Source organism: Blautia sp. TM10-2 (assembly GCF_003480845.1).
GTDB lineage: Bacteria > Bacillota > Clostridia > Lachnospirales > Lachnospiraceae > Fusicatenibacter > Fusicatenibacter saccharivorans.
In genome coordinates, this window is the sequence record NZ_QUJZ01000006.1 from 143,623 (window position 1) to 162,284 (window position 18,662).

Below are 18,662 nucleotides of genomic sequence, written 5' to 3' on the forward strand. Positions count from 1 at the left end.
TGATACACGGGAGGAAGAAAAATGCGGAAATACAACAAAAACACAAATGAGCTGGAAGCGGCGGTGTGTAACTGCTGCGGAAAAAGCATGAAAATACAGAATGGAATGCTGCTGGAGGGGATCTGCTCGGTCGACACGACGTGGGGGTACTTTTCCGGGAAGGACCTGGAAAAGCATGAGTTTGATCTGTGCGAGGAGTGCTACGATCGGATTACATTGTCGTTTGCGGTTCCGCCGGAAATTTCGGAGGACACGGAGGTTTAGAATTTCGGGCAGTTCGGCATCGTTCTGGAAGAAAGGGGAAGGTGCAATGCAAAGAGGTTTTACGATTCAGTCGAAGGTGGATGGACTGATGCTTGACGGGCTTGTGGTGGAGCCGGAGGAGGGCGTACAGCGGACGGCGCTTCTGCAGCTCAGCCATGGAATGAGCGAATACAAGGAGCGGTATCTGCCGTTTATGGAGTTTATGGCGGAACACGGTGTAGTGTGTGTGATTCATGATCACCGCGGGCACGGAAAGAGTGTGAAGTCGGAGCAGGATCTCGGATTTATGTACGGCGCAGGCGGCGCAGGGCTTGTGGAGGATCTGTTTCAGGTTACGGTATGGGCAAAAAAAGAGTACCCGGATCTGCCGTTTATTCTGATGGGACACAGTATGGGATCCCTGGTTGTGCGCACGTATGCGAAGGAACATGATAGGGAGCTGGATGCGTTGATTGTGTGCGGTTCACCGAGCAAGAATTATCTGCGGCCGCTGGGTGCGGCTGTAGGACACGCAGAAGCGGCGGTGCTCGGGGATGAGCATCGGAGCAATCTTCTGGAGGCGATGTCGTTTGGATCGTTTGCGGCGCGGTTTGCGGATGAGAAGAGCCGGTTCGCCTGGTGCTGTTCGGACCCGGAGGTGGTGCGGGAGTATGAAGAAAACCCACTCTGTGGCTTTACGTTTTCGGATGATGCTTTTTTTGCGCTGAATGACCTGCTGAAGGAGACGTATGGATTCCATGGATGGCATTGCACAAACCGGAAGCTACCGGTGCTGTTTTTGTCCGGCGGGGATGATCCGTGTTATGTGAATGTGCGGCGCTTTAAAAAATCCATTGACCATATGCGGCTGATCGGGTACCGCAATGTCAGAGGAAAGCTGTATCCGGGAATGCGGCATGAAATACTGAACGAGAAAGAGAAGTACCGCGTATATGGCGATGTCTGGAAGTGGTTGAAGAAAGAAAAAGTGGTGGGGAATGTGGAGGGGGGAAGCACACCCCCGCAGACCCCGGACGGCGCTCTGGCAGGGAGCGGCGGTGTTTGATCATTTTTTGAAAAAAACGCTCATCAGCAAAAAAACTGATGAGCGTTTTTTTCAATGTAAGTAAATTTTTGACGATCACATGATCCATCCAAATACGGTGGAAAGGACGATCATAATCATAGAAAAGACAAACGAGTTCACCGACATCAGCGTTGCCCGCTGCCTGGACGGGATCATGTCATTGAGCAGAATATCGGTCCGGACTTCAAGAAAATCATCGGAAAAGGATCCGATAAATCCGCCGAAGACCATAAGGGCCGGCAGTCCGGTAAAGCTCATAAGAAAGGCGAAAAGTACACCGATCGTGCCAAACAGCAGAATCGCGCGGTAGCGGTATTTGTGAAAGTATACCGTCATCCGCGATCCCAGTGCCGCGCCGAGTCCCATCACGAAGAGGGCAGGGCCAAGCAGCGCGCTGTTCATGCCGGTGAGTGGCAGCTTCGCCTGTAAAAAGAAGAGAACCAGCGTAGAAACGGCACCGATGAGTGCGTTCACCAGCATAATATTTCTTGCTTTTTTCTCACGGACAAGAAACTGCCAGCTTTCCTGCACAACCGAAACGATTTCCTGTCCAACAGGATAATGAACTGGTGTTGCGTCCGTTTTTACTTCCGCAAGGCGGAATGAAATGCCAAGCGCAATCAGCCCGAAGAAGAGATCAATCGCATACGCGCGCCGGTATCCCAGCCACAGGGCAAGGCCTGCGCAGAGCGTTGCGGTGGAATTGGTGATACGGTACAGCATCATTTCGGTAGAAGAAAAACGGGCATAAAACCATTCGTCCCCGTTCTGCTTCAGACTGTCATACGCAAGTGCCTCCCGTGTGCCGGATGCAAGGTTATAGCTGAGCGCACTGCATCCAAGCGCAAGCGCCGTTGTAGCAAAGCCGGTGGAAAAAATCATCAGCGTACTGGAAATCAGGGAGGTCATCTGGCTTGCAATCAGCGTTTTCCGTCGCCCGAAAACATCGGCGACAACGCCGGAGGGGAGTTCAAAGCAGAGGCTCACGATATGGAAAATACTTTCGAGCATCCCGATCTGCAGCAGCGAAAATCCACGGAGTGCGAGCAGTGCAACCCACGAAGCCGCCGCAATCTGAAAATAGCCGACCGTGGTCATAAGATATAAAGTTCGTATTTGTTTTCTGGTATTTTTCTCAGACATAAAAAAATCTCCTTGTCAAAATATAGTAAAATTCTGATGGGGAGATACGTGCATTTTCTGTGTGATTTTAAGAATACAAGATGTGAAGTTTACTTAAAAAAGAGCGCACTATCCCCATAAACAGCTGAAACATCGCCATTTGTGAGGTGAAGAAACTGGTTTTTCCAGATCATAGTGCTACTCCTTTTGTAATCATAATTTTTTATCAGAATACCACCGGAAACGGAAAAAGTCAAAGAAAAATTTTGACAAAAATAAAAAAAACTATTGACTTTCAAGTATACTTTAATGCTACAATTTTTTCAACAATACTGAGGAAACGAAGGTTTTCTGCGGAAAAGAAAGGGGATATTTTAACATGAGTGTAGATGTAACAAAAATGCCGAAATTAGGATTTGGCATGATGCGCCTTCCGGAGAAGGACGGAGAACTGGATTTGGAGCAGATCTGTAAAATGGTCGATGCGTACCTTGCCTCCGGAATGAACTATTTTGACACCGCCTATATGTACTGCGGCGGAAAATCGGAGAGCATCGTGAAAAAAGCGCTGGTAGAGCGTCATCCGAGAGAAAGCTTTACTCTGACAACCAAACTTCCGCAGTGGATGATGGACGAGGGCATTGAGGGGCGTGACCGCATTTTCAATGATCAGCTCGCGCGCACCGGAGCAGGCTACTTTGATTATTACCTGCTGCACAGTGTCGAGGACGGCGCAAACTATGACGGCTATGTGAAATACGACTGTTTTAACTGGGCCAAGAAGAAAAAAGAAGAGGGACTGATCAAACACTTTGGTTTCTCCTTCCACGGAACGCCGGAGCTGCTTGACAAGATTCTCTCCGAGCATCCGGAGGTTGAAATTGTCCAGATCCAGATGAACTATGCTGACTGGGACAATCCGCTGATCCAGTCCGGACGTCTGTATGAGGTGCTTCGGAAATACGATATGCCGTTCCTTGTTATGGAGCCGGTAAAGGGCGGTTCCCTTGCATCAGCAGGCAAAGAGATTGAAGCAGAGATGAAACGTGTTCATCCGGATGCATCGATTGCGTCCTGGGCACTCCGCTTTGCGGCTTCCCTCCCGGGTGTTGCAACCGTGCTCTCCGGTATGTCAAACGAGGAACAGATGGAGGATAATATCAAAACCTTCCGAAATTTTGTACCGTTAAACGAGGAAGAAAAAGCAGTGATCGCCAAAGCACAGGAAGCGCTGAAAAAGAGTCCGGCGGTTCCATGTACCGCCTGTCGTTACTGCTGCGACGGATGTCCGATGGGAATCGCGATTCCGGATGTGTTCAAGGCATTGAATACCATCCGCCTGTATGGAGAAGAAGACCGCGCGAAAAATTATTATAAAAAGCTGCTGGAAACATCGGGAAAAGCAGAAGACTGCGTGCAGTGCGGTCAGTGTGAGAGTGTATGCCCGCAGCATCTGCCGATCATTGACCTGTTAAAAGAAGCGTCCGAAAAGCTTGACGTGCCGGTGACGGAATAAGAGGATTGCGAATATCCGCTTTTGCATATGCTTTAGAAAAAGGCTCCCCGGAATACTCTGAAAAAAGAGTATTCCGGGGAGCCTTTTTTTCTATGGGAAATCTTGTTGGAATTTCCTGCGGAGAAAAAGATCCTTTGGGCAGGATTGCACTGCGCGGAAAAAATGTGCCACTTGCGAGAGATGTGACGGAGCGGTTTACGACCGGAAAAATGGAATGTAAAAAAGAAAAAACTCATGTTTTACATAAACTTAACATCTCTGAGATTTTGCATTTTACACGCCGTTGTTATGATGAAACCTGTAAAAACGAAATGTAAAAAACGTCGGGATTGCGATTTTACAAAATAGAAATCACAAAAATCCCGTGTGAAAAGAGGAGAAAAGAATATTATGAAGAGAAAAGTAATTGCAATCACCTTAACCGCAATGATGGCTGCAGGAATGTTTGCAGGATGTGGAAGCAGCGACAGCAGCAGTTCTTCCACAGCAGACACTACAAAAGAGGCTTCTGCAGCAGAGACAGATGGCAGCACAGACGGTGACAGCACCGCAGCAGGCGGAGATTTCTCCGGACAGATCAGCGTGATCTCCCGTGAGGATGGTTCTGGTACCAGAGGTGCATTCATCGAGCTGTTCGGTGTAGAAGAGAAAAACGATGCAGGTGAGAAAGTAGACAACACCACCGTTGATGCACAGATCACCAACAATACTTCCGTTATGATGAGCACAGTGGCAGGTAACCAGTACGCAATCGGTTATATCTCTCTTGGATCCTTAAATGATGAAGTCAAAGCACTGAAAATCGACGGAGCAGAGGCAAGCGCAGAGAACGTAGAAAACGGTTCCTATAAAGTAAGCCGTCCGTTCAACATTGTAACAAAAGACGGTCTTTCCGCAGATGCGCAGGATTTCATGGACTACATCTTAAGCACCGACGGACAGCAGGTTGTTTCAGATGACGGATATATTGCAATCAAAGATACCAAAGCCTACGAAGGAAACTGCAGCGGTGAAAAGGTTGTGGTAGCAGGATCTTCCTCTGTAACACCACTGATGGAAAAATTAAAAGAGGCTTATACAAAAGTAAATTCAAACGCTAACATCGAAGTACAGCAGAGCGATTCCACAACAGGTATCACTTCCGCAAGCGACGGTCTCTGCGACATCGGTATGGCATCCCGTGACTTAAAGGATGAGGAGAAATCCTCAGGGCTTACCGCAACCGTAATCGCAACCGACGGTATTGCTGTCATTGTAAACAAAGAGAACCCGACCGACGGGCTGACCAGCGATCAGGTAAAGAGCATCTATGTTGGCGACACAACCGACTGGGCAGATGTAAAATAAAGAATGTATAAAGCAATGGAAAAAGAAGTAAGGGCGAACAATGGAAAATCGCTCTTACTTCCGTATCCGAAAATGTTCAGAAAAAGAAGCTGTCTTTCGGAACGTGCTTGAAAAAGCAGTTCGTAAGAAAAAACGAAAGTCTTTTTCAAACACGCTCCGCGAAACAATGAAAGGAAAGGATTTATCTTATGAAACTAAGAGAAACGATCATGAAACTTGTATTCCTGATTGCGGCATGCTGCTCCGTACTGGCTGTTGCACTGATCTGCATTTTCCTGTTCATGAATGGCGTTCCTGCCATTTTTAAAATCGGACCGCTGAAATTTTTGACCGGTACCGTGTGGAAACCGGGAAACAACATTTTCGGTATCCTGCCGATGATTGTCGGCAGTATCTGCGTGACCGGCCTTGCAATCCTGATGGGTGTGCCGGTTGCCATTCTTACTTCGGTGTTTCTTTCCCGTTACTGTCCGAAAAAGTTTTACGGCATCTGCAAATCAGGTATTAACCTGATGGCCGGTATTCCGTCTATCGTATATGGATTTTTCGGACTGGTTGTGATCGTCCCGTTGATGGCACAGCTGACAGGCAAAAACGGAAACACAATGCTGACGGCATCTATTCTTCTGGCCGTTATGATTCTTCCGACCGTGGTCGGTGTAACAGAATCCGCCATTACAAGCGTTCCGGAATCCTACTATGAAGCAAGCCTTGGCCTTGGTGCCACGCATTCCCAGAGCGTTTTCTTTGCAGTTGTCCCGGCGGCAAAATCCGGAATCCTGGCAGGTATCGTGCTTGGCATCGGACGTGCCATCGGAGAGACGATGGCAGTGATTATGATTGCCGGAAACCAGCCTCGTATGCCAAAAGGAATCACAGAAGGCCTTCGTACCATGACAGCCAATATTGTACTGGAGATGGGATATGCATCTGGACTTCACCGGGAAGCGCTGATTGCAACGGGTGTTGTGCTGTTTGTCTTTATCCTGCTGATCAATTTATCGGTGTCTATGCTGAACCGGAGGGTACATTATGGTGATTAAAGGAAATGGAGCTGTAAATACAATGGAAGCTGTAAAAATAAATACAAAAGAAAAAGAAAGAACAAAGGTTACGTATCACAAAAGTGTTTTTTCTTCGGTACTGACCGGAATTACCTGTGGAGCGGCCATTCTTGCACTTGCTATTCTGGTTTTTCTGGTTGGATTTATTCTGATCCACGGTGTGAAAAACCTGACACTGGAGCAGTTTGCATGGACCTATAATACAGAGAATGTTACGATGCTTCCGGCGATCATCAACACTGTTACGATGACAGTACTTTCCCTGCTGCTTGCTGCGCCCCTCGGTATTTTCTCGGCGATTTATCTGGTTGAATATGCCAATAAACGCGGAAAACTGGTTGGCCTGATCCGGATTACGGCAGAGACCCTTTCAGGTATTCCGTCGATCGTTTACGGTTTGTTCGGTATGCTGTTTTTTACGAAAACCCTGAAAATGGGATACTCGATGATGTCTGGTGCCTGTACCCTTGCCATCATGATTCTTCCGCTGATTATGCGAACAGCAGAAGAAGCCTTAAAATCGGTTCCGGATTCCTATCGGGAAGCAAGCTTTGGACTGGGAGCCGGAAAGCTTCGTACGATTTTTAAAATTGTTCTTCCATCTGCCGTACCCGGCATTCTTTCCGGTGTCATTCTTGCGACAGGCCGTGTCGTAGGAGAGACGGCAGCGCTTCTTTTCACAGCAGGAACGATTGCAAAGGTGGCAGGCCTTATGGATTCCGGCCGTACCCTTGCCGTTCATATGTATGCACTTTCCAGTGAAGGCCTCTATATGAATCAGATGTATGCAACCGGCGTCATCCTGATGCTGATTGTCCTTCTGATCAACGGCTGTTCTGGAATGATTGCGAAGAAAATTGCAAAGAAATAAAAGAGAGACGAGGAAAAAACATGAGCAAAATAGATGTATCCAATATGGATCTTTATTACGGAGACTTTCATGCATTAAAAAATATCAACTTGAGCATTGATGCCAATGAAGTGACGGCTTTTATCGGACCTTCCGGCTGTGGTAAATCGACCCTGTTAAAATCCATCAACAGAATGAATGATCTCGTTCCGGGCTGCCGGATCACCGGTGAAATGCTGTTGGACGGAGAAAACATCTACGGCGGAAAAATGGATGTCAACGGACTCCGAAAACGGGTCGGCATGGTATTCCAGAAACCAAATCCGTTCCCGATGAGCATTTACGACAACATTGCCTATGGCCCCAGAACCCATGGTGTCCGTTCCAAAGCGAAGCTGGATGATATTGTGGAGCAGTCTCTTCGACAGGCGGTAATCTGGGATGAGGTGAAGGACCGTTTGAAGAAAAGCGCACTTGGCATGTCCGGCGGACAACAGCAGCGTCTTTGCATTGCGCGTGCTCTTGCCGTACAGCCGGAGGTTCTTCTGATGGACGAACCAACCTCAGCACTGGATCCGATTTCTACTTCCAAAATCGAAGATCTTGCGGTAGAATTGAAAAAAGATTATACTATTGTCATGGTAACCCACAATATGCAGCAGGCAGCCAGAATTTCCGACAAAACCGCATTTTTCCTGTTAGGAGAGATAGTAGAATACGGAGAGACCGAACAGATCTTCTCCATGCCGAAGGATAAACGGACAGAGGATTACATTACAGGGAGGTTTGGCTGATATGAGGGAAAGATTTGAGCAGCAGATGGAAATTCTGCACACGGAGCTGATTGAGCTTGGCGCACTCTGCGAGCAGGCAATCGGACGGACATATGAGGTTCTGCTGGAGGGAAACCAGAGAGCGGCAGAAGAGATTATCAAAAAAGACCAGGTTGTCGATGCGAAAGAACGGGAGATCGAGGATCTCTGCTTCCGCATCATTTTACAGCAGCAGCCGGTAGCACGTGATCTGCGTCAGGTATCTGCGGCATTAAAAATGATTACCGATATGGAGCGGATCGGAGACCAGGCAGCAGATATTGCGGATATCGTAAAAGTAACGAGTCTTGATGTGCCGGATGCAAGCATCCGTCTGAAGGATATGGCGAAAGCAACAGCTTCTATGGTAACAAAATGCATCGATGCATACGTTAAGCAGGATCTGAAGCTTGCACGGGAGGTTATCGATTCCGATGATATCGTGGATGATCTTTTTGATGAGGTAAAGGATGAAATTCTGCAGGGTATGCGAAAGGGAATTACCACAGATGTCCAGTCTCTGGACTATCTGATGATTGCAAAATATTATGAAAGAATCGGTGACCATGCAACAAACATTGCGGAATGGGTTGTGTACTCCATTAACGGTCACCATAAAGGGGAATAACAGATGATCTACTGCGTGGAAGATGAAAGAAATATACGGGAACTGATCGTATACACACTGGAATCGAGCGGTTTTACCGCAAGAGGCCTGGAAAGCGGAAAAGAGCTGAATGCAGCTATTGCAGAACAGCTTCCGGACCTGATCCTTCTGGATATCATGCTTCCTGGAGAGGATGGGCTTGAAATTCTTTCACGCCTCAAAGCATCGGAAGTAACAAAAGAAATTCCGGTCATTATGGTAACGGCAAAGGGCGCTGAATATGATAAGGTCATGGGTCTGGACTGCGGAGCAGATGACTATATTACCAAGCCGTTTGGTATGATGGAATTTATCGCAAGGGTACGTGCCGTGCTGCGTCGCGCCGGAAAAGAAGAGAAGGAAAACGATGTGCTGGAGACCGGGGATCTGCAGATCCAGGTGAAACAGCATCAGGTTCTGGCCAAAGGGGAGAAGGTTACCCTGACCTTAAAAGAGTTTGAACTGCTGAAATTTTTAATGGAAAATAAAGGAATTGTCCTTACGAGAGACCGTCTGCTCGGCCATGTCTGGGGCTATGATTTTGACGGAGAAACCCGTACGGTAGACGTTCATGTGCGTACACTCCGCCAGAAGCTGGGCGAATGCGGCGAGCTGATCGAGACGGTCCGCGGCGTGGGATACCGGATAGGAGGCTGAGAAAGTAAGATGCGTAAAAAAGTCTTTCAACATGCGGGAGCGTTGATTATCGCTGCGATTATCCTGACTTTTTTCACCATGAGCTGGGCAATGTACAACAATACGGCGGAGCAGCTTCGTGTTTCGGTGAGAAATGAATGTGAGTATTACAGGTATTTTCTGGACAAGATGGGTGATGACAGTCTGGATAAACCGGCCGGCAAGATTACGGCAAGCCGGGTTACCCTGATTGACACGGACGGAACCGTTCTGTTTGATTCGGTCGAGGATGAGAACATGATGGGAAACCATTCCGGGCGGCCGGAGGTGATTGAGGCGGAAAAGACCGGGGAAAGCAATATTTCCCGTTATTCCGAGACCCTGCGGAGCAAAACATATTATACGGCATTGCGCCTGGACAATGGAAAAATCATCCGTGTTTCCCTGACAACAGACAGTGTGTTCGGTGTGATGCTGCGGAATATATGGCTGGTGGTTGTACTGATTGCGGCAGTCCTTGTCGTGGAGCTGCTGATGGTCAGCCATATGACAAAGGCGCTTGTAAAGCCGATCAATGAGATTGATCTGAATCATCCGCTGGACAACAAAGCATATGAGGAATTGAGTCCGCTGCTTGGAAGAATTCATCAGCAGCAGAAGCAGATCCAGCAGCAGATGGAGGAGCTCCGCCATAATCAGGAGGAGTATCTTGCCATCACGGAATATATGAAGGATGGTCTGATCGTGACAAACCAGTCAGTCGTACTTTCCATCAACCGTTCGGCACAGAATCTGTTTGATGTGACGGCAGAGGAATGCATCAACCACAATATCGTAACAGTCAGCCGCAACGAGCAGCTGAAGGAGGCACTGGATCATGCGCTGGAGGGCAGTTCCGAGGAACGGATGCTGGAGATAAATGGAAGAGTCTATCAGCTTCTTGCAAATCCGGTGCGTGTGGACCGTGTTGTATCCGGTGCGGTCATCCTGGTGCTGGATGTGACGGAAAAACAGAAAGCCGAGGTGATGCGCCGTGAGTTTTCTGCCAATGTGTCACATGAGCTGAAAACACCGCTGATGTCGATTTCCGGATATGCGGAGATCATCGAAAATAACATGGTAAAACCGGAGGATATTCCCAAATTTGCGGGCAGAATCCACAGTGAGGCGAGCCGGTTAAGCTCTCTTGTCGAGGATATTATCAAGCTGTCCAGACTGGACGAAAACGACCAGTCAATCCCGATGGAGGAAGTGGATCTGATGCAGATCTGCCGTGATGTCGAGGGACATCTTTCCATACGGGCAAAGGAGCAGCAGGTGAAGATGACACTGAGAGGAGAGAGCTGCCGGATCAAAGGTGCACGGCAGGTTCTTTATGAGATGATCTACAATCTCTGCGACAATGCGATCAAGTACAACCGCAGGGACGGTGAGGTCGAAGTGACGGTTTCCCGCGGAAGAAACGGACGGGCAGTGGTATCTGTGGCAGATACCGGAATCGGAATTGCAAAGGAAGATCAGGAGCGGATCTTTGAACGGTTCTATCGTGTAGATAAGAGTCATTCCCGTGAAACGGGAGGTACGGGACTTGGACTTTCCATTGTGAAGCATGGAGCGATTCTTCATGATGCGAAGATTAAAATTGAGAGTACACTTGGAACCGGAACAAAGATTATTCTGGAGTTTTAAGTGAAAAACAGATACCGCAAAAGACAGCATGCGGGGACAGAACCTATATGGGAGGCTTGAAAAATTCATGATTTTTAAGTGACCAAAGCGGTTCCGTCCCCGCATGCTGTCTTTTTATGTATGGCTTTGCATCGTTACAAAAATGCAAATTCGTTGTTTTGAATAAACAGAGTATTCAATATTTGGTAAATATGATAAGGGGGTTGGGGGTTGTTTTTTGATGCAGAGTATGGTATTGTAAATATAACGAGTTCCGGAAACGTTACCGACACCGTTTCCGGAAATACAGACGAGATACCGACAGCCCTGTTTTTACGAAACAAAATGAGCTGGCTATAGGGGTTGCATAAGTTAAAATTTGCTGCGTATCCGTGAACAGGAATTATGTATTTGTGGGGTCGGATGGATAGAAAAAACGACAAGGAGAAAGGGTTAAAAAATGAGAGCAAGTGGTATTTTACTTCCGGTAGCTTCGCTGCCGTCCCGATATGGAATCGGATGTTTTTCGAAAGAAGCATATGAATTTGTGGATCGCCTGGAGGAGGCCGGCCAGAGCTACTGGCAGATTCTTCCACTTGGACCGACGGGATATGGAGATTCGCCGTACCAGTCGTTCTCTACTTTTGCAGGAAATCCATATTTTATTGATCTGGAGACCCTGGTAAAAGAGGGACTTCTGACAGAAGAAGAGTGTGATGCGTGCGATTTCGGTGACAATGCAGAGTATATTGATTACGAAAAGATTTATCTGTCCCGTTTCAAAGTACTCAGAAAAGCATTTGAAAGATTTGCGGCAGATGACGTATATGATGCATTTGTATCGGAAAATGGTTACTGGCTGGAAGATTATGCGCTGTATATGGCGATTAAGGATGCACTCGGCGGAATCAGCTGGAGTGAGTGGCCGGCAGAATTAAAGGACAGAGAAGAAGCAGCACTGAATCAGAAACGGGAAGAACTTGCCGAGGAGATTGCATTTTACAAATTCCAGCAGTTTATGTTCCTGAAACAGTGGAAAGCACTGAAAGCTTACGCAAATGAAAAGGGTATCCGTATTATCGGTGATATTCCGATTTATGTTGCATTTGACAGCGCCGACACCTGGGCAAATCCGGTTCTGTTCCAGTTTGATGAGGACAACCAGCCAAAAGCAGTTGCCGGATGCCCGCCGGATGCGTTCTCCGCAACCGGACAGCTCTGGGGCAACCCGTTATACAGATGGGATTACCATAAGAGCACAGGTTATGCATGGTGGCTGTTACGTCTGGCTCACGTGTTTAAACTGTACGATACTGTCCGCATCGACCATTTCCGCGGATTTGATGAATATTATTCCATCCCATTCGGTGATCAGACGGCAGAGCGCGGCCACTGGGAAAAAGGACCGGGCATGGATCTATTCAACACCGTCAAAGAAAAGCTCGGCGATGTGGATGTCATCGCAGAAGACCTGGGATATCTTACCGAGAGCGTGATCGAAATGGTGAAAGAATCCGGCTATCCGGGTATGAAGGTGCTGCAGTTTGCTTTTGACTCCCGTGAGGAGAGCGATTATCTGCCACACAATTACGAGAAAAACTGTGTTGTCTACACCGGAACGCACGACAATGATACCATTCTTGGATGGTATTATGTCATGAGTGAGGAAGACCGCGAATTCTCCAAAGAGTATATGGGAAATGCAAAGAGTACCGACGAGGAACTCCCGTGGGATTTCATTCGCATGTCAATGGAGAGCGTGGCAAATCTGGCTGTCACTCCGATGCAGGAATTTTTAGGTCTTGGAACGGAGGCAAGAATCAACTATCCGTCCACACTTGGAAATAACTGGAAATGGCGCCTGCTTCCGGGACAGTTTACACCGGAAATGGCAAAGAGAATTCATCGGCTGACACAGATTACAGCACGTATTGCAAAATAAAAATACGCGCCGGAGAGAAAGCAAAACAGGCCGGGAAAACAAGCCGGAAGAGATTCCGGCAGAACAGGTACAGAGTTTAAAGGAGAGGCCTGCAGAATATGGAACAGGTAACAATCAGGGACATTGCCCGCAAATGTAAGGTAGGCGTGAGTACCGTATCGAGAGCGATGAACAATCATCCGGACATCAATCCGGAAACAAAAGAGATGATTTTAAAGGTGATTGCTGAATCGAATTACGTACCGAACAACAGTGCCAGAAACCTGAAGCGGTCGAATGCCAAAGCGATTGCCATTCTGGTAAAAGGCATGGACAACATGTTCTTCAACAACATGATCAGTGTGATTGAAGAGGTTGTGCGAAAAAAGAAATACGCCTGCATTATTGAGCGAGTAGAGGAAAAGGCAAATGAGGTAGACTCCGCGATCGAGATCGTCAAAGAAAAACGGCTGCGCGGCATCATTTTCCTGGGCGGAAACTTTACGCATCCGCATGAGAAAATGGCGCAGATCCCGGTTCCGTATGTAATCAGTACAATCGGGGCGGTTTCAGACGGAGGAAAACCGTGCGCGAGCGTATCGGTCGATGACTACAGGGAAAGCTACAAGATGGTAGATTATCTCTGCAGCATTGGGCACCGGCGCATTGCCATCATTACCGCCTGCGAGGACGACATCAGTATCGGACGCCTCCGTCTGAATGCGTACCGCCAGGCTTTACTGGATCATGGGATACCTTATGACCCTGATCTGGTATTTCATATGACGAAGGACGATACGTACTCTTTCGCCACAGGGTACAAGATAACAAAAGAAATTCTGGAAAAAAAGACGGAGTTTTCCGCACTGTATGCCACCGCGGATACGCTGGCAATCGGTGCGTGCCGTGCCTTAAAAGAGGCAGGGCTTACCGTGCCGGATGACATTTCCGTCGCCGGATTTGACGGAATTGATGCGGGAGAGTATTATATACCCAGTATCACAACGATCCGCCAGCCGGTGGAGCAGCTTGCCGCAGAGACGGCGAAGATGCTGTTTTCCTTAATTTCAGGAAAAGAAGAACCCTGCAGCAAAGTATACGATGGGGAACTCGTCGTAAGGGAATCCACAAAGTCGCGGATCGCGCAGCAGTAAAATATTTGCTGTTTCGCTGCCCCCAAAAGTGATTCAGAAGTGAACCGTCCCATTCAGGGAAAAGCTTTGAATGGAACTGCGAAAGCTGCCAATTGCAGGAAATCTGGAATGGCAGCGCAACTAAATGACACTGTGGGAATTTATCCACAGCAATACGAGGAGAAAAAAATGGAAGAAAGAATTCAGGCAATCTTAAAAGAGCGTTTTGGAAGAGATCTGGACAACTGCACAAAGAGCGAAATCTTTGAAGCCCTGATGGTTATCACCAAACAGGAGATGGCAGGTCGCAAAAGAAACACCGGAAGTAAGAAGCTGTATTATATTTCAGCAGAGTTTCTGATCGGAAAACTGCTGTCCAATAACCTGATTAACCTTGGCATGTACGAGGAAGTTGAAAAAGCACTTGCAGCTCACGGAAGAGAGCTGACCGAGATCGAGGAGATGGAAATGGAGCCGTCCCTTGGAAACGGAGGTCTCGGCCGTCTGGCAGCATGCTTCCTTGATTCTATCGCAACGCTTGGCCTGCCGGGAGACGGTATCGGCCTTAATTATCACTTCGGTCTGTTCCGCCAGCTTCTGGTCGACCACAAACAGAAAGAAGTGAAAAATCCATGGATCACAAATGAGAGCTGGCTCGTCAGACAGCCGGTATCCTTTGCAGTTCCGTATAAAAACTTCACAATGCATTCTACCCTGTATGATATCGACGTACCGGGTTACAACAATGGCTGTAACCGTCTGCATCTGTTCGATGTAGATACGGTAGACGAGAGTATCGTTCCATCAGACAGCATCAACTTTGACAAGCATCAGATCCAGAAAAACCTGACACTGTTCCTCTACCCGGATGACAGCGACCGTGCCGGACAGCTGCTTCGTATCTACCAGCAGTATTTCATGGTCAGCAACGGCGCACAGTTCATCCTGATGGAGTGCGAGCAGAAGGGCTACGATCTGCATAAGCTGTATGATCACGTTGTGATCCAGATCAACGATACTCATCCGTCCATGGTCATTCCGGAGCTGATCCGTCTGCTGCAGGAGAGAGGCTTTACCATGCAGGAAGCCATCGATGTTGTAAGCAAGACCTGTGCTTACACCAACCACACCATCCTGGCAGAGGCACTGGAAAAATGGCCGATCGATTACCTCGAGGAGGTTGTTCCGCACCTGATGCCGATTATCCACGAGCTGGACGCACAGGCAAAGAAGAAATACAAAGATGAGAAAGTAGCGATCATCGACAAGGATCAGCGCGTCCACATGGCACACATGGATATCCACTACGGATTTTCTGTTAACGGCGTTGCAGCACTGCACACCGAGATCCTGAAAAACTCCGAGCTGAAACCGTTCTACGATATTTATCCGGAGAAATTCAACAACAAGACAAACGGAATCACTTTCCGCCGCTGGCTGCTGCACTGCAACCGTGAACTGGCACAGTATATCGAGAGCCTGATCGGACCGGGATTCAAAAAAGATGCCGACGAGCTGGAAAAACTGCTCAAATACAAAGACAACAAGAAGGTTCTTGCAAAACTTGAGGAGATCAAACACAACCGCAAACTGGATCTCAAACAGTTCCTGTATGAGACACAGAATATCGCGCTGGATGAAAATTCCATCATCGATGTACAGGTAAAACGTCTTCATGAGTACAAACGCCAGCAGATGAACGCCCTGTACGCTATTTACAAATACATGGATATCAAGAGCGGCAACAAGCCGAAAACCCCGATCACCATGGTATTCGGTGCAAAGGCTGCACCGGCTTATATCATCGCAAAAGATATCATCCATCTGATCCTGTGCCTGCAGGAGCTGATTGATAACGATCCTGAGGTAAGCCCGTACTTCAAAGTGATTATGCTTGAGAACTACAACGTATCAAAAGCTGCAAAGGTGATCCCGGCAGCAGATATCTCCGAGCAGATCTCCCTGGCATCCAAAGAGGCTTCCGGAACCGGAAACATGAAATTCATGCTGAACGGTGCCCTGACGCTTGGAACAGAAGACGGTGCAAACGTTGAGATTGGCGATCTTGTCGGAAAAGAGAACATCTACATCTTCGGAAAGAAACCGCAGGATGTCATCGACCTGTACGCAGATGCTGCTTACTGCTCAAAAGACATCTATGACGAAGATCCGGAGATTGCAAAGCTGGTTGATTTCATCGTCAGCGATGAGCTTCTTGCTATCGGCGACAAGGTTTGCCTGGAGAGACTCTACAAAGAGATCTTGAACAAAGACTGGTTCATGACGCTGCTCGACCTGAAAGAGTATATCAAGACAAAAGAAAGAGTATACAAAGACTACGAGAACAAAGATGCATGGAACAAGAAGTGCCTGATCAACATCGCAAAAGCAGGCTTCTTCTCCTCCGACCGTACCATTGCACAGTACAACGAGGATATCTGGCATCTGGCATAAGTGCAGAACATGCATACAAAACGCCGCCGCAGACGATTCGGTTCGTCCGCGGCGGCGTTTTTTAATGCAATTTTTATGAAAGATTCAGCCGTCTGCTTAAGATATAGCGGCAGATCAGGAACAGAACAACGCAGAGCACCACGGTGATGATAAGTGTGGAAACCGAGGATGTGGTAACCACAGCAGTCGGTGTGGAGTCCTGGAAAACACGGACGATGCTGATTCCGCCGAAGATCTGGATCACGGTAGTCATGCCGATGTAAGAGAGGACAGCCGTCAGAATTTTGTGGCTGGATACCAGGCTTCCGATGCTGATGGCGGCATAGAACAGAAGAATGCCAAAGAACAGCGAAGCGAAGAAGCCAACGATGGAAAACAGTGCCATACCGATGTGGTTCGTGATGCCGATCAGGGAAAAAGCAGCATCGGCAACACCGGTAATCTGTGCCCAGAGATAGGACAGAAAATCGGAAAAGGTCATGGCCTTGTTGTAAAAAAGCAGGGTGTTTGCGGTAAAATACCGGATTGCGTACGGCAGAAGCAAAAAAGCGAAGGAAGCGAGAACGGAAAGTGCGTTTAAGATGCTCCATGCGCCGAAAACCAGCATTTTGGAGAGAATATGATCCGTTGCCGATACCGGAAGGACGTTGGTCAGATACCCTTCGTCGGTAAAAAGATTTTTATAGTAGCGCTGGATCATCAGCACCTGTGTCATGACGGATGCGGCGATCACAATCAAAACGTACGCAAACAGATAGAGGACGATCAGCAGATCCGGCAGCTCAGAAATCTGGGAAAAGAGGAATCCGAAGCCTCCGAGAGCGCCCATGAAAATGGCAGCACCGTTCAGCAGCGCCATGTTTTTCCAGCATGCTTTCCACTCATGTTTCAGACATTTTTTTAACATTTGAATACCTCCCTGAAATAAGAATCAATCGATTCACCCTCCTGCATCCGGATATCCTCAACCGAGGCGTGCAGTTTTAACTGGCCCTCCTGAATGAAAATGACTTCATCCAGAATATTTTCGACATCTGAGATGAGATGGGTTGAAATGAGGATGGATGCGTCCGGGTCGTAATTGTTTAAAATCGTCGATAAAATATAATCGCGCGCAGCCGGGTCAACGCCTGCAATCGGTTCATCGAGACAGTACAGCTTTGCGCGGCGGCTCATGGTAAGAATAAGCTGTACCTTTTCCTTTGTTCCCTTTGACATGGTTTTTAAGCGATCCTTCGGACTGATTTTTAAAGATTCCAGCATGGCGTTGGCGCGGGAAGTATCAAAATCGTCGAAGAAATCGCTGTAATAGGTCAAAAGATCCGAGACGCGCATCCAGCTGCCGAGATACATTTTATCCGGCAGATATGAAACAATTTTTTTTGTCTCAATACCGGGATGGTTGTTGTCGATACAGATTTCCCCTTCACTTGGCGTAAGCAGACCATTCAGCAGTTTTAGCAGGGTTGTTTTTCCGCTTCCGTTCGGACCGAGCAGTCCGATGATTTTTCCAGAGTCCAGGGAAATATTGATGTGATCGAGTGCGGTATGATTTCCAAAGCGCTTCGTAAGATCTTTACACGTTACAAGTTCAGGCATGATTTTCTTCCTCCTCCATGGTTTTTGCGAGTAACTGCAGGATTTCCTCCGGTGTAATGCCGAGCTGTTTCATATGGGCAACAAAAGCAGATACTTCTGCGGCGGCAAGTTCTTGTTTCATCTGATGAATTAACTCCTTATCTTCTGTGATAAAGCGTCCGCTGGTTCGCTGGGAATAAATGAGTCCGCTGCGTTCCAGTTCGGAGAGGGCTTTCTGCATTGTGTTGGGGTTGACGGCGGCCTCCTGCGCGAGATCGCGGACGGACGGAAGCTTGTCACCCGGCTGATATTGTCCGGTAACAATGTCCATCTGGACCCGCTCGATGATCTGCAGATAGATCGGCCGCGCGGAATCGAGGTTCCATGGCATAATGGCGTTCACTCCTTTTGTACTACTGTATTAATTTGATAATACAATCATACAATCGCTTTAGGGATTTGTCAAGAATTTTAAGAAAAAATTTTAGATTTCGAGGGAAAACTGTGGTAAACTAACCATAAGTGCGGCACAATAAAATTAGAAGAAAGACCGCAGAATCGTTCCGCCTGAAAGGACGGATGAAA

General features: G+C 47.7%; 17 protein-coding genes. 13 read left to right on the plus strand and 4 right to left on the minus strand.

Annotated features, from left to right (window positions below; all coding sequences use genetic code 11):
• Positions 1 to 21 precede the first annotated feature (21 nt).
• Both DXD92_RS07790 and DXD92_RS07795 read left to right on the plus strand, forming a co-directional pair.
• Positions 22 to 264, plus strand: a complete 243-nt coding sequence (locus DXD92_RS07790) for a hypothetical protein (RefSeq protein WP_022462249.1) — start codon at positions 22 to 24, stop codon at positions 262 to 264.
• Positions 265 to 310: 46 nt separating this feature from the next.
• Positions 311 to 1,309 carry an alpha/beta fold hydrolase gene (locus tag DXD92_RS07795; protein ID WP_118595005.1) on the plus strand — a complete coding sequence of 333 codons (999 nt, stop codon included), beginning with the start codon at positions 311 to 313 and terminating at the stop codon, positions 1,307 to 1,309.
• 75 nt (positions 1,310 to 1,384) lie between these two features.
• Here DXD92_RS07795 and DXD92_RS07800 read toward each other — a convergent pair whose 3' ends face one another.
• Complete coding sequence (locus tag DXD92_RS07800) at positions 1,385 to 2,473, minus strand: MFS transporter (RefSeq protein WP_118595003.1); 1,089 nt, start codon at positions 2,471 to 2,473, stop codon at positions 1,385 to 1,387.
• 358 nt (positions 2,474 to 2,831) lie between these two features.
• On the opposite strand from DXD92_RS07800, the gene DXD92_RS07805 reads away from it, so the two are divergent.
• The 11 genes from DXD92_RS07805 to DXD92_RS07860 all read left to right on the plus strand — a co-directional run bounded on the left by DXD92_RS07805 (position 2,832) and on the right by DXD92_RS07860 (position 16,499).
• Positions 2,832 to 3,968: an aldo/keto reductase gene (locus tag DXD92_RS07805; protein WP_238061242.1), complete on the plus strand. Its 1,137-nt coding sequence runs from the start codon at positions 2,832 to 2,834 to the stop codon at positions 3,966 to 3,968.
• Between the two features lie 390 nt (positions 3,969 to 4,358).
• Positions 4,359 to 5,315 (plus strand): substrate-binding domain-containing protein, encoded by a 957-nt coding sequence (locus tag DXD92_RS07815; protein WP_118595001.1) that lies wholly within the window; start codon positions 4,359 to 4,361, stop codon positions 5,313 to 5,315.
• Positions 5,316 to 5,503: 188 nt separating this feature from the next.
• Positions 5,504 to 6,358: a phosphate ABC transporter permease subunit PstC gene (gene pstC, locus DXD92_RS07820; RefSeq protein WP_022462254.1), complete on the plus strand. Its 855-nt coding sequence runs from the start codon at positions 5,504 to 5,506 to the stop codon at positions 6,356 to 6,358.
• On the plus strand, positions 6,348 to 7,250 hold the full coding sequence (gene pstA / locus DXD92_RS07825; RefSeq protein WP_330378100.1) for a phosphate ABC transporter permease PstA: 903 nt from the start codon (positions 6,348 to 6,350) through the stop codon (positions 7,248 to 7,250). Before pstC ends, pstA begins: the two co-directional genes overlap by 11 nt.
• A gap of 20 nt (positions 7,251 to 7,270) precedes the next feature.
• Complete coding sequence (gene pstB / locus DXD92_RS07830; RefSeq protein ID WP_118594999.1) at positions 7,271 to 8,023, plus strand: phosphate ABC transporter ATP-binding protein PstB; 753 nt, start codon at positions 7,271 to 7,273, stop codon at positions 8,021 to 8,023.
• 1 nt (position 8,024) lies between these two features.
• Positions 8,025 to 8,669, plus strand: a complete 645-nt coding sequence (phoU, locus tag DXD92_RS07835; RefSeq protein WP_117804708.1) for a phosphate signaling complex protein PhoU — start codon at positions 8,025 to 8,027, stop codon at positions 8,667 to 8,669.
• Positions 8,670 to 8,672: 3 nt separating this feature from the next.
• Positions 8,673 to 9,344: a winged helix-turn-helix domain-containing protein gene (locus DXD92_RS07840; protein ID WP_022462258.1), complete on the plus strand. Its 672-nt coding sequence runs from the start codon at positions 8,673 to 8,675 to the stop codon at positions 9,342 to 9,344.
• Between the two features lie 9 nt (positions 9,345 to 9,353).
• Positions 9,354 to 11,012 (plus strand): sensor histidine kinase, encoded by a 1,659-nt coding sequence (locus tag DXD92_RS07845; protein WP_118594997.1) that lies wholly within the window; start codon positions 9,354 to 9,356, stop codon positions 11,010 to 11,012.
• Between the two features lie 439 nt (positions 11,013 to 11,451).
• Positions 11,452 to 12,933 carry a 4-alpha-glucanotransferase gene (gene malQ / locus DXD92_RS07850; RefSeq protein WP_118594995.1) on the plus strand — a complete coding sequence of 494 codons (1,482 nt, stop codon included), beginning with the start codon at positions 11,452 to 11,454 and terminating at the stop codon, positions 12,931 to 12,933.
• A gap of 98 nt (positions 12,934 to 13,031) precedes the next feature.
• Positions 13,032 to 14,066 (plus strand): LacI family DNA-binding transcriptional regulator, encoded by a 1,035-nt coding sequence (locus DXD92_RS07855; protein WP_055227979.1) that lies wholly within the window; start codon positions 13,032 to 13,034, stop codon positions 14,064 to 14,066.
• 168 nt (positions 14,067 to 14,234) lie between these two features.
• Positions 14,235 to 16,499, plus strand: a complete 2,265-nt coding sequence (locus DXD92_RS07860; RefSeq protein WP_055227980.1) for a glycogen/starch/alpha-glucan phosphorylase — start codon at positions 14,235 to 14,237, stop codon at positions 16,497 to 16,499.
• 73 nt (positions 16,500 to 16,572) lie between these two features.
• Here the strand turns inward: DXD92_RS07860 and DXD92_RS07865 are convergent, their stop codons facing one another.
• From DXD92_RS07865 to DXD92_RS07875, 3 genes are read right to left on the minus strand one after another with little or no spacing between them, the layout of a single operon-like run.
• Complete coding sequence (locus DXD92_RS07865) at positions 16,573 to 17,406, minus strand: hypothetical protein (protein WP_118594993.1); 834 nt, start codon at positions 17,404 to 17,406, stop codon at positions 16,573 to 16,575.
• Entirely contained in the window at positions 17,400 to 18,098 is a 699-nt protein-coding gene (locus DXD92_RS07870; protein ID WP_118594992.1) for an ATP-binding cassette domain-containing protein, read from the minus strand. The genes DXD92_RS07865 and DXD92_RS07870 overlap by 7 nt, the downstream gene beginning before the upstream one ends.
• The gene (locus DXD92_RS07875; protein ID WP_118594990.1) at positions 18,091 to 18,468 is read right to left on the minus strand and encodes a GntR family transcriptional regulator; all 378 of its coding nucleotides are present in this window, start codon (positions 18,466 to 18,468) and stop codon (positions 18,091 to 18,093) included. Before DXD92_RS07875 ends, DXD92_RS07870 begins: the two co-directional genes overlap by 8 nt.
• Positions 18,469 to 18,662 lie beyond the last annotated feature (194 nt).

Bases quoted from the DNA above. Each gene is read 5' to 3' on its own strand.
- malQ (WP_118594995.1), top strand. From the start codon at position 11,452: ATGAGAGCAAGTGGTATTTTACTTCCGGTAGCTTCGCTGCCGTCCCGA.
- DXD92_RS07790 (WP_022462249.1), top strand. From the start codon at position 22: ATGCGGAAATACAACAAAAACACAAATGAGCTGGAAGCGGCGGTGTGT.
- pstC (WP_022462254.1), top strand. From the start codon at position 5,504: ATGAAACTAAGAGAAACGATCATGAAACTTGTATTCCTGATTGCGGCA.
- DXD92_RS07865 (WP_118594993.1), bottom strand. From the start codon at position 17,406: ATGTTAAAAAAATGTCTGAAACATGAGTGGAAAGCATGCTGGAAAAAC.
- pstB (WP_118594999.1), top strand. From the start codon at position 7,271: ATGAGCAAAATAGATGTATCCAATATGGATCTTTATTACGGAGACTTT.
- DXD92_RS07840 (WP_022462258.1), top strand. From the start codon at position 8,673: ATGATCTACTGCGTGGAAGATGAAAGAAATATACGGGAACTGATCGTA.
- pstA (WP_330378100.1), top strand. From the start codon at position 6,348: ATGGTGATTAAAGGAAATGGAGCTGTAAATACAATGGAAGCTGTAAAA.
- DXD92_RS07860 (WP_055227980.1), top strand. From the start codon at position 14,235: ATGGAAGAAAGAATTCAGGCAATCTTAAAAGAGCGTTTTGGAAGAGAT.
- DXD92_RS07855 (WP_055227979.1), top strand. From the start codon at position 13,032: ATGGAACAGGTAACAATCAGGGACATTGCCCGCAAATGTAAGGTAGGC.
- DXD92_RS07870 (WP_118594992.1), bottom strand. From the start codon at position 18,098: ATGCCTGAACTTGTAACGTGTAAAGATCTTACGAAGCGCTTTGGAAAT.
- phoU (WP_117804708.1), top strand. From the start codon at position 8,025: ATGAGGGAAAGATTTGAGCAGCAGATGGAAATTCTGCACACGGAGCTG.
- DXD92_RS07875 (WP_118594990.1), bottom strand. From the start codon at position 18,468: ATGCCATGGAACCTCGATTCCGCGCGGCCGATCTATCTGCAGATCATC.
- DXD92_RS07815 (WP_118595001.1), top strand. From the start codon at position 4,359: ATGAAGAGAAAAGTAATTGCAATCACCTTAACCGCAATGATGGCTGCA.
- DXD92_RS07845 (WP_118594997.1), top strand. From the start codon at position 9,354: ATGCGTAAAAAAGTCTTTCAACATGCGGGAGCGTTGATTATCGCTGCG.
- DXD92_RS07805 (WP_238061242.1), top strand. From the start codon at position 2,832: ATGAGTGTAGATGTAACAAAAATGCCGAAATTAGGATTTGGCATGATG.
- DXD92_RS07800 (WP_118595003.1), bottom strand. From the start codon at position 2,473: ATGTCTGAGAAAAATACCAGAAAACAAATACGAACTTTATATCTTATG.
- DXD92_RS07795 (WP_118595005.1), top strand. From the start codon at position 311: ATGCAAAGAGGTTTTACGATTCAGTCGAAGGTGGATGGACTGATGCTT.